This is a genomic window from Halomonas sp. HP20-15, from assembly GCF_033446685.1.
Taxonomy (GTDB): domain Bacteria; phylum Pseudomonadota; class Gammaproteobacteria; order Pseudomonadales; family Halomonadaceae; genus Modicisalibacter.
Genome location: NZ_JAWQLY010000004.1, coordinates 112,485 through 130,271, shown reverse-complemented (window position 1 = coordinate 130,271; position 17,787 = coordinate 112,485). Strand labels below are relative to the sequence as shown.

Annotated in this window: 14 protein-coding genes; 2 read left to right on the top strand and 12 right to left on the bottom strand. The window is 65.6% G+C overall.

Annotated elements, in window-relative coordinates; genetic code table 11:
* The first annotated feature begins 70 nt into the window (after window positions 1-70).
* Window positions 71-1,099, top strand: a complete 1,029-nt coding sequence (locus R6258_RS07025) for a potassium channel family protein (RefSeq protein ID WP_318448953.1) — start codon at window positions 71-73, stop codon at window positions 1,097-1,099.
* Here R6258_RS07025 and R6258_RS07020 read toward each other — a convergent pair.
* From R6258_RS07020 to R6258_RS06995, 6 genes are all read right to left on the bottom strand, one after another.
* Window positions 1,090-2,679 (bottom strand): ABC-F family ATPase, encoded by a 1,590-nt coding sequence (locus tag R6258_RS07020; RefSeq protein ID WP_318448952.1) that lies wholly within the window; start codon window positions 2,677-2,679, stop codon window positions 1,090-1,092. The two genes, R6258_RS07025 and R6258_RS07020, sit on opposite strands and share 10 nt — an antisense overlap.
* 150 nt (window positions 2,680-2,829) lie before the next feature.
* Window positions 2,830-3,735, bottom strand: a complete 906-nt coding sequence (gene thpD / locus R6258_RS07015; protein ID WP_318448951.1) for an ectoine hydroxylase — start codon at window positions 3,733-3,735, stop codon at window positions 2,830-2,832.
* Between the two features lie 188 nt (window positions 3,736-3,923).
* Window positions 3,924-5,771, bottom strand: a complete 1,848-nt coding sequence (locus R6258_RS07010) for a protein kinase domain-containing protein (RefSeq protein WP_318448950.1) — start codon at window positions 5,769-5,771, stop codon at window positions 3,924-3,926.
* Window positions 5,772-5,793: 22 nt separating this feature from the next.
* Entirely contained in the window at window positions 5,794-7,095 is a 1,302-nt protein-coding gene (locus R6258_RS07005; RefSeq protein ID WP_318448949.1) for a 2-oxo acid dehydrogenase subunit E2, read from the bottom strand.
* Window positions 7,096-7,125: 30 nt separating this feature from the next.
* Complete coding sequence (locus R6258_RS07000) at window positions 7,126-8,103, bottom strand: alpha-ketoacid dehydrogenase subunit beta (RefSeq protein ID WP_318448948.1); 978 nt, start codon at window positions 8,101-8,103, stop codon at window positions 7,126-7,128.
* Window positions 8,096-9,301 carry a thiamine pyrophosphate-dependent dehydrogenase E1 component subunit alpha gene (locus tag R6258_RS06995; RefSeq protein WP_318448947.1) on the bottom strand — a complete coding sequence of 402 codons (1,206 nt, stop codon included), beginning with the start codon at window positions 9,299-9,301 and terminating at the stop codon, window positions 8,096-8,098. The genes R6258_RS07000 and R6258_RS06995 overlap by 8 nt, the downstream gene beginning before the upstream one ends.
* Window positions 9,302-9,651: 350 nt before the next feature.
* Between R6258_RS06995 and R6258_RS06990 the strand changes: the two genes are divergently transcribed.
* Window positions 9,652-11,586 carry an aconitate hydratase gene (locus R6258_RS06990; RefSeq protein WP_318448946.1) on the top strand — a complete coding sequence of 645 codons (1,935 nt, stop codon included), beginning with the start codon at window positions 9,652-9,654 and terminating at the stop codon, window positions 11,584-11,586.
* Here R6258_RS06990 and R6258_RS06985 read toward each other — a convergent pair.
* From R6258_RS06985 to topA, 6 genes are all read right to left on the bottom strand, one after another.
* On the bottom strand, window positions 11,571-12,071 hold the full coding sequence (locus R6258_RS06985) for an NYN domain-containing protein (protein ID WP_318448945.1): 501 nt from the start codon (window positions 12,069-12,071) through the stop codon (window positions 11,571-11,573). The two genes, R6258_RS06990 and R6258_RS06985, sit on opposite strands and share 16 nt — an antisense overlap.
* Window positions 12,072-12,100: 29 nt before the next feature.
* Window positions 12,101-12,931, bottom strand: a complete 831-nt coding sequence (locus R6258_RS06980) for a transglutaminase family protein (protein ID WP_318448944.1) — start codon at window positions 12,929-12,931, stop codon at window positions 12,101-12,103.
* 82 nt (window positions 12,932-13,013) lie between these two features.
* A complete protein-coding gene (locus R6258_RS06975; protein ID WP_318448943.1) occupies window positions 13,014-14,141 on the bottom strand; it encodes a cobalamin-independent methionine synthase II family protein in 1,128 nt (375 codons plus the stop codon).
* Window positions 14,142-14,265: 124 nt separating this feature from the next.
* Window positions 14,266-14,511, bottom strand: a complete 246-nt coding sequence (locus R6258_RS06970) for a hypothetical protein (protein WP_318448942.1) — start codon at window positions 14,509-14,511, stop codon at window positions 14,266-14,268.
* 115 nt (window positions 14,512-14,626) lie between these two features.
* Window positions 14,627-15,085 (bottom strand): DUF6586 family protein, encoded by a 459-nt coding sequence (locus R6258_RS06965; protein ID WP_318448941.1) that lies wholly within the window; start codon window positions 15,083-15,085, stop codon window positions 14,627-14,629.
* Window positions 15,082-17,730, bottom strand: coding sequence for a type I DNA topoisomerase (gene topA / locus R6258_RS06960; protein ID WP_318448940.1), 2,649 nt, complete (start codon window positions 17,728-17,730; stop codon window positions 15,082-15,084). Before topA ends, R6258_RS06965 begins: the two co-directional genes overlap by 4 nt.
* Between the last annotated feature and the right edge of the window lie 57 nt (window positions 17,731-17,787).

Genomic DNA, 17,787 nt, shown 5'->3' with positions numbered 1-17,787 from the left:
GGCGCACAGGACGCGCCAATATCCTTCACGCGACACGCGCATCATGGATAAACGGGCAAGGAGGCCTTAAATGATCGGAAGTACGCTAGCCGGCAGTCTGGGCGCTGTACTCATTCTACTGGTCCTTTACGATGCCATTCGTACCACCCTGTCGGCATCGAGTGCCGGCCCCATTACCAATCACCTGATGAACGCCGTATGGCTCCTGTTGCTGCGCATCAGCCGTCGCTATGACAGCCACGCGCTGCTGGCCGCTTCCGGAGCGTGGATCACGGTTTCGCTGATCGTTTTCTGGCTCTTTGCCGCCTGGCTCGGTTGGTTCCTGCTGTTCTGCGGCTCGCCACAGGCCGTGGTCAACTCCACGTCGCAGGTGACGGCCGATCTTTTCCAGCGGGCCTACTACGCCGGCTACACCCTCACCACGCTGGGCTATGGAGATTACGTACCCGGCAATGACGCATGGCGCATTCCGCCCGCGCTGGCCGCCGCCAGCGGTTTCTTCCTGTTCACACTGGCCATTACCTACATTCTCAACATCGTCTCGAACGTCACCCAAAAGCGCCAGGTGGCGCTGGCGATCAGCGCATTGGGGCAAACACCGCAGCGCCTTCTCGAATCGACCGCCGACGAAGGCACATACCAGAGCCTGAGCAACCAACTTCAGCAGTTGCAGCAGTCGATCGGCCTGGTGGGACAGCAACACCTGGCGTTTCCCATCCTGCACTATTATCACGCCGCCGATAGCGACAAGGCGCTGCCCCTGGCCCTGGCGCGGCTTTATCAGTCGCTGTCGCTGGTCTGTTTCGCCTGCCCCGAAGTCGACTCGACGACGCGCACGCAACTCAAGATCACCCAGCAGGTACTCGATCAGTTCCTGGATACGCTGGGCAGATCGTTCATCCGCCCGGCCGGCGAGGCGCCGCCGATTCCCGAACTCGAGGCCTACGCGGCCTTGCCAGGGGTCGCGAAGAGCGCCGCCGAGCTACACGACTACCTGACGTCGCTGGAGCGCCAGAAGCTGCTGCTGGCCTATGTCAGAGAGGATGGCTGGGAGTGGCACGACGTCTGGCACGCCACACCCGGTAACGATCAGCCGTAGACGCCCTGACTACGCAGGTAGTCTTCGTAGCTACCGGTGAAGTCGGTGACGCCCTCGCCGCTCATGTCGAGAATGCGGGTGGCCAACGACGAGACGAACTCGCGATCGTGACTGACGAAGATCAGCGTACCGGGATAATGTTCGAGGGCCAGGTTGAGCGCTTCGATGGATTCCATGTCGAGGTGGTTGGTGGGCTCGTCCATCACCAGCACGTTGGGCTTTTCGAGCGCCAGCTTGCCGAACAGCATGCGGCCCTGCTCGCCGCCGGAGATCACCTTGACCGACTTGCCGATGTCGTCGCTGGAGAACAGCATGCGCCCCAGCGCACCGCGGATTGCCTGCTCGCCGCCGTCGGTCCACTGGGCCATCCAGTCGTAGAGCGTGGCATCGAAGGCGAAGGCATCGGCGTGATCCTGAGCGAAATACCCCACCTCGGCGGCGTCGGTCCACTTCACCTTGCCGCTATCCGGTGCCAGCGAACCGGTCAGGCAGCGCAGCAGCGTGGTCTTGCCGACGCCGTTGGGGCCGATGATCGCGAGGCGCTCGCCGGCCTCGATCTGCAGTCCCAGCTTCTCGAACAGCGGCGTATCGCCATAACCCTTGGTCAAGCCCTCGACGCTGAGCGCGCCGCGGTGGATCTTGCGGTTCTGCTCGAAGCGGATGAACGGACTGACCCGGCTCGACGGCTTGATCTCGTCGAGCTTGATCTTGTCGATCTTGCGCTGGCGCGAGGTGGCCTGCTTGGCCTTGGAGGCATTGGCGGAGAAACGGCTGACGAACTGCTGCAGCTCGGCGATCTCGGCCTTCTTCTTGGCGTTGTCGGCGTGCATGCGCTCGCGGGCCTGAGTGGCCGCGGTCATGTACTCGTCATAGTTGCCGGGGAACAGCTGAATCTCGCCGTAATCGAGATCCGCCATATGGGTGCAGACGCTGTTGAGGAAGTGGCGATCGTGGGAAATGATCACCATGGTGCTGCTGCGCGCGGTCAGTACGCCTTCCAGCCAGCGGATGGTGTTGATGTCCAGGTGGTTGGTCGGCTCGTCGAGCAGCAGCACGTCGGGATCGGAGAACAGCGCCTGCGCCAGCAGTACGCGCAGCTTCCAGCCCGGCGACACGGCGCTCATCAAGCCGAAATGCTGGGACTCGGGAATGCCCAGCCCGAGCAGCAGCTCGCCGGCACGGGCCTCGGCGGTGTAGCCGTCGAGCTCGGCGAACTGGGTTTCCAGGTCGGCGACGCGCATGCCGTCGGCCTCGCTCATCTCGGCCTGGGCGTAGATCGCCTCGCGTTCGGCGGCGACCTGCCAGAGCTCGACGTTGCCCATGATCACGGTGTCGATGACCCGATGTTCTTCGTAGCCGAACTGGTCCTGGCGCAGCTTGCCCAGGCGAGTGCCCGGCTCGAGCATGACCTGGCCGCCGGAGGGTTCCAGCTCGCCGCCGAGGATCTTCATGAAGGTCGATTTGCCGCTACCGTTGGCGCCGATCAGGCCGTAGCGATTGCCATTGTTGAACTTGACCGAAACGTTTTCGAACAGGGGCTTGGCCCCGAACTGCATGGTGATATTGGCTGTGGAGATCACTGAAGGGTCCAATCGAAGAGGAGCCGGCGCGAGAATGGCCGAGCGGCAAAAGTGCGCGATTGTACCGATTCGCCACGATTTCTTCATCCGTGGTCAGCCAACCGAGCATAAAAAAGGCACCCCGGCGGGTGCCCTTGGAAGCTGCCGCGCTTACTCGGCCGGCGTCAGCGGCCGCCAGTCCTTGCGGTTGGCCAGAAACTCGGGGCGCGGACGGTTGCCGCAGTACGGATCGTGCAGCGTGTTGTCGACGCTGTTGTAGACGAAGAACAGGTTACTGCGCGGCCAGCACGACATGTTGATGTTCGAACCGTGCATGGTGTTGCACTCGAACATCACCAGCGAACCGGCGGGCCCCTTGGGCGCCTCGATATCACCCAGGACCATCAAATCGCGCAGGCTGGCGTCGTCCGGCACGCCGATGTCCTGGCTCTTCAGCGACTCCTTGTAGTTGTCCTCGGGCGTGCGCCCTACACACGGCACGAAGTACTTGTGAGAGCCGGGCACCAGCATCAGCGGGCCATTGAACTCACCGTTGTCGGTGAGGATGATCGAACAACTCACCGAGCGCATGCGCGGCATGCCGTCCTCGCTGTGCCAGGTCTCGAAGTCCGAGTGCCAGTCGAAGCCCTTGCCCTTGAAGCCGGGCTTGTAGTTGATGCGCGACTGGTGGATGTAGGCGTCGCCGCCGAGGATCTGCTGGACCATCGCCAGCAGGCGCGGGTCGCGGGTCAGGCGGCTGAAGCGCTCGGACACCTCGTGGATGCCGAAGATCGAGCGAATCTCCTCCTTGCCGGGCTCGAGGACGGTGCCCTCGGACAGCTTGAGGTCTTCGTCGCTCTCGTAATCGCGCAGCTCCTGCAGGAAGGCTTCCATCTCCTCCGAGCTGAAAAAGCTCTCGAAGGACAGAAAGCCCTTGCGGTCGAACTCGTCGAGCTGCTCTTCGCTGAGCGGGCCCTTGCGTTGCTCGCCTTCGCTATGGACCACCGGGTCGATACGCTCGAACATCCCCAATTTGCGCTCCAGGCGAGTCGGGAACAGGTCTTGAGTCTCTTTCATCGCAAACTCCTCCATTAGTCTGCTGTGATGCGGCGCCGCCGTTCGTCCTGTAAACGTAGATGGGGAGGCAGGCCCCAGCAACGCCGTCTCGTCATTGCCTGTCGCCCTCCTGGCGACTCGCCTGAGGCTACGCTTCCCCCGTGCGCATGTATTTAGCATGAGTTAAATCGGCGGGCAGTCGGTTCGCATCAAGCGTTCGCCAGCGGCGCTTCGTTACGCGGATCCCTGGGGTAGAAACGCGCCGGTAGCCGCTCGATATGCGAGAACACCTTGGTGTCCTTGTAGGGCATCTTCATGTAGCCCGACACGCCCAGCCCGTTGATGCTCGGCACCGCCGCCAGCATCGCATCGAGACAGGCGCGGAATTCGGCCTCGCGGGCAGGATCGAGCAGCCGGTAGTAGCTGTGGATCTTGAGGTGGGTGGGCAAGGCCTCGAAGATGATCAGCCCGGTGTGATGGATGGCGTTGAGCGCCTCGAGCTGAGCCATGATCGCCGCCGGCAGTTGCAGGAACTCCTCGGGATCGGGGCCATCCTCGAAATAGGAGTGGACCCGGGTGTGATCCTCGAGATCGGGCGCCGCGCTGACCTCGTAGGGCAGCGCCAGCCCCGTTTCGGGCTCGAAGGGCGCCTGCGGCGTGGCGCGGTCGATATGCAGGGTGTCGCGGGCGTTGAACAGGCAGCTCTTGAATACCCCGCGGCGATAGATCGCCCGCGCCAGCGAAACCATGTTGTTGACCGCCGCGACGAACGCCGTCTTGAGCTCGAGATCGTGCAGGTTGAGCACGCTGTCGATGTACACGCCGTCGCTTTCCCAGCGCACCGCCAGGCCGCCGACCACCGGATAGCGACCGAGCCGGCTGACCGCGGCGAGGAACGCCTTCTCGGTCTCGCCCATGCCCTGCATGAAGTTCTTGTAGTAGCGGTCGAGTTGGACGTCGTTGACCGCGCTCAGGGTGTCGCTGGCGGCCTCCTCGCGCAAAAAAGACTTGCGCGAGCTGTAGACCACGGTATCGATCTCGCGGTTGCTGGGCCTGACCCACACCGGCACCCGCGCAGTTTCCGCCGGCTCGGCCAGGTCAAGCATCACCAGCCGCGCCAGGCGAGGCATCTCGCTGATGAAATAGTCGCCGGCCCGGTGACGTCGCGCCGGATCGGGCTCGAGCATCGCCTCGAGCATGCGTGCGAACTCCACGGGCAGGCCCAGCGCGGTGGGCGGAATCGCCCGGTGACCGAAGCGGCACGACTGCGCCGAGGCCAGCGCATACAGCGTGGCCGCCACGCCCTGCTCGTCAAAGCGCGGCGACGACAAGGCGCCGTTCAGCTGCTCGTCGCCGATGAAGTAGACGTCGCCGAGCCGCGCGTTGGTGTGCTGCAGATCGGCGGACATCAACTGCATGACGTTGGCGGTCACGAACTGCTGGGCGGCGTCCAGCTGGGCGAATACCGACGAGCCCCAGTCGATCAGCGCGATGCGCTCGGTGGCCGGGTCGAAGACCAGGTTCGAGGGCTTGATGTCGCCATGCACGATCGGCCGCGCGTGCGGGCCGTTCTCGCGGCGCAGATGTCGCAGGATGTCGGCCAGTTGGGCGGCGATGCGCACCACCAGTCGCGGCGACAGCCGACCGTGGCGCAGCGAGTACTCCTCGAGATTGATCCCCGGCGCGCGCTCCATGACCAGGATCGACTGGCGATTGAGGCGCTGGTAGGCGATCAGCCGGGGCACCCGGGGATGATCGACCTGCTCGAGCATGAACGCCTCCTCCTCGAGGCGATCCTGCAGGTGTTGCGGCAGGGTGATCCGCGAGAACTTGAAGACATGCTCGGCGTCGCGCCCTTCATTCTGCGGCAGCGACCCGGCGAACACGAAGCCGTAGGCGCCCTTGCCCACCAGCTCGATGTCACGATAGCCGAGCTGTTCGAGCTGGCCACGGCACAGCGCCACCCAATCCTTGAGCTTGCGGGCGTCGTCATGGCTGAGCAGATAGATCGACTGCTCTTCGGGTATGTAGAACTGCTCCAGGGTTTCCTTGGCCATGACGACGCTCCGGGTGAGCGGCTCAATGCATCTCGAGCAGCATCGCTTGCGGGTCCTCGAGATAGCCCTTCCACTGGTTGCAGAAGCGCGCGATGGTGCCGCCGTCGATAATCCGGTGATCCCCCGACCAGGTGATGGTCATGATCGCCCGCGAGACGACCTGTCCGGCCTCGTCGAAGCGCGGCAGCCACTGCGTGCGGCCCAGTGCGACGATCGCCACCTCCGGCGGATTGATGATCGGCGTCGCGTAGGTGCCGCCCAGCGCGCCGATGTTGGAGATGCTGATCGTGCCGTCGGCGAGATCCGCCTGGCTGACCCGGCCCTCGCGGGCGGCCTCGGTCAGCCGCGCCACTTCGCGGGCGACATCGAGCAGGCTCAATTGCTCGACGCGCTTGACGTTGGGTACCAGCAGGCCGACCCGGCTGTCCACCGCCATGCCGATATTGCAGTGCGGCTGATAGTGGATTTCGCTGACTGCGTCGTCGACCCGGCTGTTGAGGATCGGATGGGCCTTGAGTGCCAGCGCCAGCGCCTTCATTACCAGCGGCATCAGCGTGAGCCGCGTGCCGGCCGCCTCGGCCTGCGCCTTGAGCCGCTCGCGCAGCGCCAGCAGCTCGGTGACGTCGACCTCGTCGCCATAGCTGAAATGCGGGATCGTCGTCGCCGCCTCGACCATGCGCTTGGCCATCACCGCGCGCATGCCGCGAATCGGCTCGACCCGCGCCGTGTCCGTGCCTGTCTCGGGCGCGTGCCGCGGCGACGCCGCCGAGGGTTCGCCGGCGCCACGCTTCTCGTAGGCCAGCACATCCTCCTTGAGCACCCGGCCGTGCTTGCCGGACCCGGGGATCGCCGACAGCGACACGCCAAGCTCGCGCACCAGCCGGCGTACCGCGGGGCTCGCCGGAATGCGCCCGTGCGGGCCGGCGCCGGGTTTGGGCGCGCTGTCCCGCGTCATTTCGGCACCGGCCTCGTCCTGGCGCGCCGGTTCGTTCGCGGTCGGCGAGTCAGCGACCGCCGCGGCGTGTCCGTTCTCGTGCTCGGCATCATCCGGCGTCGCTGCATCGCCCGCCTCGGCGGCGTCGGCCCGATCCAGCGGCGTGTAGGCGAACAGCGGCGAATGCACCCGGGCATTCTCCTGCTGCTGGTAGTAAAGGCGCGTCACCCGCCCCGCCTCGGGAGCGGTGATCTCGACCAGCGCCTTGTCGGTCATCACCTCGACCACCGGCTGATCTTCCGCGATGGTGTCGCCTTCGCCGACCAGCCACTTGACCAGCTCGCACTCGACGATGCCTTCGCCGATGTCCGGCAGTATGAAATCGCTCATGGTTGTCTCCTGAATCGCCGGGCTGTCGGTCTAGAACTCGATGGTCTGCTTGATTGCTTCGAATATCTTCAGATGATCGGGCAGATACTCCTTCTCCAGCGTCAGCGGGAACGGCGTATCCAGGCCGGTCACCCGGGCGATCGGCGACTCCAGGTAGAGAAAGCAGCGGCTCTGCACGGTGGCGGCGATCTCGGCGGCGAAGCCGCCGGTCAGCGGCGCCTCGTGAGTGATCACCAGCCGGCCGGTCTTGAGCACCGACTCGACCACCGTCTCGGCGTCCCACGGCAGGATGCTGCGCAGGTCGATGACCTCGCAGGAGATCCCCTCCTTGGCGGCGAGCTCGGCGGCCTTGCCGGCCACCTCCATCTGCGCGCCCCAGGCCAGCAGGGTGATGTCGTCGCCCTGCTGGGTGACTTCCGCCTTGCCCAGCGGCAGCTGGTAGTCCTCCTCGGGAACCTCGCCGGTGGAGGCGCGATACAGCCGCTTGGGCTCGAAGAACAGCACCGGATCCGGATCGCGGATCGCCGCCAGCAGCAGGCCCTTGGCCTGGTGCGGATTGCGCGGAACGACGATCTTGAGCCCCGGGGTGTGGGCGAAGTAGGCCTCGGGCGACTGCGAGTGATAGAGCCCGCCGGAGATACCGCCGCCATAGGGCGCGCGCAGGGTCAGCCCGCCGACGTTGAACAGATTGCCCGAGCGGTAGCGGAACTTGGCGGTCTCGTTGACGATCTGGTCGAAGGCCGGAAAGATGTAGTCGGCGAACTGTATCTCGGCGACCGGCACCGAGCCCTGCGCGGCCAGGCCGTTGGCGAAGCCGACGATACCCTGCTCGACCAGCGGGGTATTGAAGCAGCGATCGCGCCCATACTTGTCCTGCAGGTGGCTGGTGGCGCGAAACACCCCGCCGAACACCCCCACGTCCTCGCCGAAGCAGATCACCTTGTCGTCGGCGGCCATCGCCGTGTCCAGTGCCTGGTTGATGGCCTGCAGCATGTTCATGTTAGGCATCGCGAGTGCCTCCTTGCTCGGCGTCGAGGGTGGGCGCACTTTTGGGATAGGCCTCGGGATACTTGCGGATGTGCGTCTTGAGCGCCTCGAGCTGATCGGCGAGCGCCGGCGTCAGCTCGTGGTAGACGTCGCTGACCAGGCTTTCGAGCGGCGGCGGCGGCCGCTTCTCGGCGCGTTTCATGGCCTCGAGCACCTCGCGACGCCGGGTTTCCTGCTCCTGCTTTTCCGCGTCCTCGCTCCACCAGCCCTGGCCCTCGAGCCACAGCTTCATGCGCAGGACCGGGTCCTTGTCGCGCCAGGCTTCCTCCTCCTTGCGGCTGCGATAGCCCGAGGGATCGTCCGACGACGAATGTGCGGCGAGCCGGTAGGTCATCGCCTCGATCAGCACCGGCTGGTTGTGCTCGACCGCCAGCTTGCGCGCCTCCTGGGTGGCCTGGTAGACGGCGAGGATGTCGTTGCCGTCGACCCGGATCACCTTCATGCGGTAGCCGAAGGCGCGCGGCGCGATGCCATCGGCGGAAAACTGCTCGATCGCCGGCGTGGAGATCGCGTAGCCGTTGTTGCGGCACAGGAAGATCACCGGCACGCGATGCACCGAGGCCATGTTGAGCGCGGCGTGGAAATCGCCCTCCGAGGCGGCGCCCTCGCCGAACACGGTGATCGTGCAGCGCCCCTCGCCGGCCAGCTTCTGGCCGTAGGCGTAGCCGGTGGCCTGGGGAATCTGGGTCGCCAGCGGCGACGAGATGGTCAGGTAGTTGAGCGTCTTGGAGCCGTAGTGCACCGGCATCTGCCGGCCGCGGCCGTAATCGCGATCGTTGCCGAAAAGCTGGTTCATGAACTCGTCGACACCAAAGCCGCGATAGGCCAGCGCGCCCTGCTCGCGGTACTGGGCCATGATCATGTCGTCGTCGTCGAGCGCCGCGGTACTGCCGATCACCGTGGCTTCCTCGCCGGTGGACTGCATGTAGAAGCTCAGCCGGCCCTGACGCTGGGCGGCGAGCATGCGCTCGTCGAGCACCCGAGTGAACAGCATGGCGCGGTAGATGCGCAGCGCCTTGTCCTTGTCGAGTGGCGGAAGCTTGGCGTTCTTATAGGGCGTGCCGTCCTGCTTGAGCAGCTTGAAGATGGGGATCTGAAATTCGTCGCCGTTCATGAAGTCGGGCCGGTGAACGACGCTGGGCCTTGTTGTTGTGCTCATCGGATCTTTCCTTGTCGTCGCCCGGATCGCGGGCGAGTGGTCGCGCGATAACGCCGTGCCGGCGCGGTCGCCTTGTGGGCCTGCGCGCCGGAGAGCGAGCCGGCTCGCCCCGAATCACTTTAAAGCAGTCACCGGGCATCCGGGATCGGCGCTTGGTCGTAGGCGCCGGGGTGAGCCGAAGCGGCTAGTTGACGTTAACGTAAGATAGAGGATCGGCGCGGCAACGTCAGCCGTCGCGGCATGCAACGTTAGTCGGGTGCCGCAGGTTTTCTACACTGATTGGTACGGCGGCCGAGGCCGTCGGTCACATCGCATGCGCGGCACAGGATGCGAGCCGCGAGGGAGGCAAGATGGCCATGAACGTGGCACACAAACTGATCGACGCCCACCTGGTCGAAGGCCACATGGCGCCGGGCGAGGCGATCGCGCTCGCCATCGACCAGACGCTGACCCAGGATGCCACCGGCACCATGGTGATGCTAGAGCTCGAGGCGATGGGCCTCGAGCGGGTCAAGACCGAAGTTTCGGCGCAGTACGTCGATCACAATCTGATCCAGGGCGACAATAAGAACCCCGACGATCACCGTTTCCTGCAGAGCGCCGCCGCGCGGCTGGGCGTATGGTTCTCGCGCGCCGGAAACGGGGTCAGCCACCCCACCCATCAGCAGCATTTCGGCAGGCCGGGCAAGACCCTGCTGGGGGCGGACAGCCATACTCCGGCCGCCGGATCGATGGGCATGCTGGCGATCGGCGCCGGCGGGATCGACGTGGCGATGGCCATGGCCGGCGAACCCTTCCACCTCAAGATGCCCGAGATCTGGGGCGTCAGGCTGACCGGCGAGCTGCCCGACTGGGTCAGCGCCAAGGACGTGATCCTCGAGATGCTGCGCCGACACGGCGTCGACGGCGGCATCGGCCGGATCATCGAATACCACGGCCCGGGCCTTGCCTGCCTGTCGGCGATGGATCGCCACGTGATCGCCAACATGGGCGCCGAGCTGGGCGCCACGACCAGCGTGTTTCCCGCCGACGGCGCGGTGCAGCGCTTCCTTGCGGCGGTGGGTCGCAGCGACGACTGGCAACCGCTGGCCGCCGACGATGGCGCCCGCTACGACATCGACGAGGAGATCGACCTATCGCAGCTCGAACCGCTGATCGCCAAGCCCTCGAGCCCCGGCAACGTGGTGCCGGTACGCGAAATCGCCGGCGAGAGCCTCTCCCAGGCGTATATCGGTTCGTCGGCCAACCCGGGGTATCGCGATTTCGCGGTCGCCGCCGAGATGGTCCGCGGTCGGCGCGTCGACGACTGGGTGTCGTTCGACGTCAACCCCACTTCGCGCTCGATCCTCGAGACGCTCGACCGTGACGGCCATGTGCTGAGCCTGCTGGCTGCCGGCGCTCGCCTGCACCAGGCCGGCTGCAACGGCTGCATCGGCATGGGCCAGGCGCCGGCCAACGACAGCAACAGCCTGCGCACCACGCCGCGCAACTTCCCCGGCCGCTCGGGCACCCGTGAGGATCGGGTCTATCTGTGCAGTCCGGAAACCGCCACCGCCTCGGCGCTCAACGGGGTGATCAGCGATCCGCGCGATCTCGCTTTCGATTATCCGCGAATCAGCGAGCCCGACGACCCGCTGATCGATGTCCGCGATCTGATGCCGCCGCTGGAGCCCGGCGCGGCACGCGAAGTCGAGTTGATCAAGGGACCCAACATCGCCTCGCTGCCCGAGTTCGAGGCGATCGGCGAGCACATGGAGCTGCCGATCGTGCTGAAGATGGGTGACGACGTGTCCACCGACGAGATCATGCCGGCCGGCAATGAAGTACTGCCGTATCGCAGCAACATTCCACGCATCGCCGAGTTCTGCTTTCGCGGCATCGACGAGGAGTATCCGCAAAAAGCCCGGTCCAGCGGCGACCATTGCATCGTCGGCGGGCGCAACTACGGCCAGGGCTCGAGCCGCGAGCATGCCACCATCGCACCGCGCTACAACGGCCTGCGGATCGCCATCGCCAAGAGCTTCGCGCGCATCCACTGGCAGAATCTGGTCAACTTCGGCGTGCTGCCGCTGCGTTTCGACGATCCCGCCGACTACGACGGGCTGGAGACCGGCCAGACGCTGATCTTCGACGATCTGCACGAGGCGCTGGCGCACGGCGATCGCATCACGGCCAAGAGCGATAACGGCGAGATCACGCTGCGCCACGACATGACGCCGCGCCAGGTCGAGATGCTGCTAGAGGGTGGACTGGTTAACTGGATGAAGCGTCATCGCGAAGGCTGAGCCGAGCGCGCCGCCAGCAGCAGCGGCGCCTCGATGGCGATGAACGGCGAGGCCGAGCGCACCAGCGCCTCGGCAGTCAACCGCGCGACGCCGTAGACCTCGACCGGAATCGCGAAGCGCTGGCCGACACGCTGCACCAGCAAGGCGAAGTCGCCGTCGCCGGATACCAGCACCAGGCGGTCGACGCGCTCGGCGAGTTCGATGGCATCGAGGGCGATGCCGACGTCCCAGTCGCCCTTCGCCGAGCCGTCGCTGCGCTGTATGTAGGGCTTGAGCTTCACCTCGAAACCGATGGCCCGCAGGATCGTCTGAAACTGACGCTGCTTGTCGTCGCCACGGTCGACGGCGTAGGCATAGGCCGCGACCACCTCGCGCCCGGCGGTGGCCTGCGCCCAGAAGGCGTTGTAGTCGAAATGCCGGCCGAAAGCCTGGCGGGTGGTGTAATAGACGTTCTGTACGTCGACCAGTATGGCCACGCGCTGCATGTCGTTGCCTCGTTGATTGGCGCCCGGCATCAAGGAGCCCCGACCGGCACCGGCCCGGCGTTCTCGTGCGTCCAGACCCGAAACGAGACCAGCGTGTTGGGCCCGAAAGTGTTGGCGATCGGCACATCGGCGGCGTCGCGGCCGCGGGCGATCAGCACCCGGCCGACGCGCCGGTCGTTGTTGCGCGGGTCGAAGGTGTGCCACGCGCCGTCGAGATAGGCCTCGAACCAGGCGTGGAAGTCCATCGGCGCGTGCGGCGGCGGGATGTCGATGTCGCTGAGATAGCCGGTGCAATAGCGCGCCGGAATGTTCAGCGCCCGGCACAACGTTACCGCCAGGTGGGCGAAATCGCGACACACCCCGGCGCGCTCGTTGTGAACGTCCCAGGCCGACTTGGTGGGCCGTGCGTACTGATAGCCGAAAGTGATGTGGTCGTGCACGTAGTCGCAGATCGCCTGCACCCGCTGCCAGCCGGTCGGGCCATTGGCGAACTGCTGCCAGGCGAATTCCGAGAGCCGGTCGGTTTCGCAGTAGCGGCTGCCGATCAGGTAGAGCAGCGTGTCGGCCGGCAGTTGCTCGACCGGCAGTTGGCGCGCGTCGAGGTGTTCCGGTTCGGGCTGCCGGGACACGTTGAGCACCGCATCGGCGCTGATCGTGGTGCGCCCGGCAGGCGCGACCAGCCGCACGCACCAGTTGCCGAACGAGTCGCGATAGGGCTCGCTGGGCAGCGACGGCGAGGTGATCAGATGGTCCGGCGCCAGCAGATCCGAGGCCCGCGAATAATGGACGTGGGTCATGAGGATCATCGGCACCGGTTGCGGACATTCGTAGACGATTTCATAACCGATGCGCAGATGCATGGCATTACCTCGGGTCGGGGCGGATTGCTTTTTTGCAGGGCCTCTTTGCAGCATAGTCGTTGTACCGCCCCCCGCCTGCGAATCAGGCGTCGTCCCAGACGCGCCGAGCGACCTCGACGACCCGCGCGAGCTTCGCCCACTGCTGCTCCTCGCTGAGCAGGTTGCCCTCCTCGGTGGAGGCGAAGCCGCACTGCGGGCTCAGGCACAGCTGATCGCGGGCGACGAAGCGGCTCGCCTCGGCGATGCGCGCCTCGATCGCCTGCGCGGACTCCAGCTCGCCGCTCTTGGTGGTGATCAGCCCCAGCACCGCCTGCTTGTCGCCTTCGGGCAGAAAGCGCAGCGGCTCGAAACCACCGGCACGCTCGGTGTCGTACTCGAGGAAATAGGCATCGACATCAACCTTGCCGAACAGCGTCTCGGCGACCGGCTCGTAGCCGCCTTCGCTGATCCAGGTCGAGCGGAAATTGCCGCGACACACATGCAGGCTGACGTGCAGATCGTCGGGGCGGCCGGCAAGCGCGTGATTGAGCACTTCGGCGTAGATCTGCTGCAAGCGGTCGGGATCGTCGCCACGCTCGCGGGCGGCCTTAAGTTCCTTGGCCGAACACAGGTAGGCCCACACGGTATCGTCGAGCTGCAGGTAGCGACAGCCCGCGGCGTAGAAACCATGTATGGCATCGCGGTAAGTGTCCGCCAGGTCGGCGAAGAAGCCGTCGAGGCTCGGATAGACGCTCGAGTCGATGTTCCTGCGCCCACCCCGGAAGTGCAGCACGCTGGGGCTGGGGATGGTCATCTTGGCAATCGCCTCGCGCGTAGCCCCGTCGAGGAAACGGAAGTCGTCGAGCATCGGATGGTCGTCGGCGAAGCCCAGCTTGCCGGTGACCCGCACGCTACGGGCCTTGGTGGCCATGCCCTGGAACTGGATGCCCTGCTCGGCCTCATAGCCCTCGACGCCGGTCAACCCTTCGAGAAAATCGAAGTGCCACCAGGCGCGCCGGAACTCGCCGTCGGTTACCGCCTTGAGGCCGAGCTGCTCCTGCCTGGCGACGATGCGCCGGATCTCGTCGTCCTCGACGCCGCGCAGCGTGGCGGCGTCGAGGACGCCGGCCTGATGGTCGCGGCGCGCCTGCTTGAGCGGCTCGCTGCGCAACAGGCTGCCCACGGCGTCGGCGCGAAAGGGCGCCCGGGCGGATCTATCATGGCGAGTCATAGTGCAGCTCCCTGAATGAAAGGTCGATCACACTATGCCGGGGCTATCGTGAGTTGACTAACGGATACCGCTCAGGTCCTGCATGAATTTCACTCATGACCGGACGAAGCGAAGCGCCCCACCCTCAATGCATCGTCTCGGGAAGCGACGTTTCGTCCTTTTCGCCCTCCCACAGGGTGGTCTGGGTTATCGCATGATCGATCATCTTCCGCGCCACCTCGAAGCGACTCTGACGCAGCAGTTCGGCGGCCTCCTCGGAGATGCGGATGCTCAACAGCGGCTCGCCCTCGCCTTCATCGGCGGGACGCAGCACGAACTCGCCATCGGCGAGTTCGACGATTTCCAAAACGGCGGTCTCTGACACGGTCACCTCGGCTCATTGCGCCATGGCGACTGATTGCGCCACGGCTACAAAAAAACGACCACGGCATACGGCCATGGTCGTTGTTCTATAACGACAGCCTAACACTTACCGCGCCTGGGCGTCACCACTCGACGCTGGTTTCGCGCAACGCGGCGAGTTCGTCCTTGAAAGCGCGCAGGCACCAGCGCAACTCGTCGCCCAGCGACAGCCGGTCGACGGCGACGATCAGCGAATCGCTCGCCTCGCGCCGCGCCGCGCCCTCGACACCGTGAAGCGCGTGCAGCCGCTGACAGAGCCTCGCAAGCCAGCTTTCGGGATCGTCGCGCAACACCCGCAGCCGGCGCAGCTCGGCGACGCCCTCGCCCTGCCCTTCGAGCAGCTCCCGCCAGTCGTGACGCTTAAGCGCGGCATGCTCGGTAAGTTCGCGCAACGCCGCATTGAGCGCCTGTTCGGCCAGCCCCAGCGCGCCCTCCTCGACGGCCATACGTCGCGCCACGGCATGCTCGTCGTCGCCGGCCTCGCAGGCCAGCAGCAACTCGGCCTGGTAGAGCAGCTGATTGGTGCGTCCCCGCGGGGTCACTTGCGCTTGTCCTCGACCTGCCAGCGACCATCATCAAACGTCGCCTTCCAGCCGGTCGCCTTGCCCTCCTCGTCGGTCATCACGTACTGGCTCTTGGTCTTGCGCGAGAAGCGGATCTGCGCCGGCCGACCGTCGGGATCCTGGGCCGGGGCATCGAGCAGGAAGTGGTACTTCTCGGGCAGTTCCTTGGCGTGGGACTTGAGTTCGGCGACCAGCGGCGCGCGGGTCTCGCGGTTCTTGGGAAACTGGCTGGCGGCGAGAAACAGTCCACTGGCGCCGTCACGCAGCACGTAGTGGTCGTCGACCTTCTGGCAGGCCAGCTCGGGCATCGGAATCGGATCCATCTTGGGCGGCGCCACCTCGCCGCTTCTGAGCAGCTTGCGGGTATTCTTGCAGTCCTCGTTGGTGCAGCCGAAGTACTTGCCGAAGCGGCCCGACTTCAACTGCATGTCGCTGCCGCACTTGTCGCATTCGATGGTCGGCCCTTCGTAGCCCTTGAGCTTGAACTTGCCGGTCTCGATCTCGTGGCCGTCACAGTCGGGGCTATTGCCGCAGATATGCAGCTTGCGGGTCTCGTCGATCAGGTAGCTGTCCATCGCCGTGCCGCACTTGGGGCAGCGGTGCTTGGCGCGCAGCGCATCAGTCTCGGCGTCCTCGCCCGCCTCGGCGGCGACCGCCTCTTCGCCGGGGATCAGGTCGATGGTGGTCTTGCAACGCTCCTTGGGCGGCAGGTTGTAGCCCGAGCAGCCCAGGAATACGCCGGTCGAGGCGGTGCGAATCTGCATCTTGCGCCCACACTTGGGACAGTCGATATCGGTGGGCACCGGCTGATTGGGGCGCATGCCCTGTTCGCCCTCGGCCGTTTCCAGCTTGGCCCGGAATTCGGCGTAGAAGTCGTCGAGCAGCGCCCGCCAGTTGCGCTCGCCTTCGGCGATCTCGTCGAGGCGGTCCTCCATGCGCGCGGTAAAACCGTAATCCATCAGGTCGCTGAACGACTCGGCCAGCCGGTCGGTGACGATATCGCCGAGCTTCTCGGCATAGAAGCGCCGGCTTTCGAGCTTGACGTAGCCGCGATCCTGAATGGTCGAGATGATCGAGGCGTAGGTCGATGGGCGACCGATGCCGCGCTTTTCCAGCTCCTTGACCAGACTCGCCTCGGTGTAGCGCGCCGGTGGCTTGGTGAAGTGTTGCTGCGGGTCGAGTCGCTCGAGACTCATCGCGGTGCCCTCGGCCAGATCGGGCAGCGTCTGGTCTTCATCCTTCTTGCCGAGCGGCTTCATGACCCGGGTGTAGCCGTCGAACTTGAGCACGCGGCCCTTGGCGCGCAGCTCGAAGCCCTGGGTCTCGACGGTCAGCGTGGTCGACAGGTACTCGGCCGGGGTCATCTGGCAGGCCACGAACTGGCGCCAGATCAACTCGTAGAGCCGCTCGGCATCGCGCTCCATGCCGGCCAGGTCGGTGGCGGTGCGCGTCACCTCGGAGGGACGGATCGCTTCGTGGGCCTCCTGGGCGCCCTCCTTGCTCGAGTAGCGCAGCGGCGCCTCGGGCAGGTAGCGCTTGCCGAACTGACCCTCGATATAGTCGCGCACGCCATTCACCGCTTCCTGCGAAAGGTTGGTGGAGTCGGTCCGCATGTAGGTGATGTAACCCGCTTCGTAGAGACGCTGGGCCAGGGTCATGGTCTTCTTCACCGAGAACCCCAGCCGGCCGCTCGCGGCCTGCTGCAGGGTCGAGGTGATGAACGGCGCATTGGGCTTGGAGCGGGTCGGCTTCTCCTCGCGTGCGGTGATCGCCAGCTCGGCCTTGTGAAGCGGTGCGATGCGCTCTAGGGTCTCGGCCTCGGAAGTGGGCCGGAACGGCTTGCCGTCCTGGCGCGCCAGTTCGAAACGCACCGGCTCGGCTGTGTCCTTGCCGGCCCCGCCCCCGGGGACCAGGTCGGCATGCACGTCCCAGAACTCTTCGGGGACGAAGGCGCGGATCTCGCGCTCGCGCTCGACGATCAACCGCACCGCCACCGATTGCACCCGGCCCGCGGAGAGGCCGCGGGCGACCTTGCTCCACAACAGCGGCGAGAGCATGAAACCGACCACCCGGTCGAGGAAGCGCCGCGTCTGCTGCGCCTCGACGCGCGGCATGTTGAGGCTGCCCGGTTCCTTGAAGGCCTCCTGGATCGCGTTCTTGGTGATCTCGTTGAACACCACCCGCTTGTAGCGGGTATCCTCGCCGCCGATGGTCTCGCGCAGGTGCCAGGCTATCGCCTCCCCCTCGCGGTCCAAGTCGGTAGCGAGATAGATGGTGTCGGCCTTCCTGGCCAGTTTGGCCAGTTCTTCGACGACCTTCTCCTTGCCCGGCAGGACCTCGTAGTTGGCCTGCCAGCCATGCTCCGGGTCGATGCCCATGCGCCGTACCAGCTGATGCCAGGACTTCTGCTTCTTGTAGACGGCCTTCTCCTCGGGCGACATCTTGCGTGTCGCCGCCGCCTGCCTGGCGCGCTCCTTGGGATCGCTGGCGTTCTTGCCGGAGCCGCTGGTCGGCAGGTCGCGGATATGGCCGACGCTCGACTTCACGATGAAATCGTTGCCGAGGTACTTGTTGATCGTCTTGGCCTTGGCTGGCGACTCAACGATGACCAGTGACTTGCCCATAGTGCTCCACTTTCTACGTGTCGAGTCCGCATGCATGACGCGGCGACGTGTGCGACG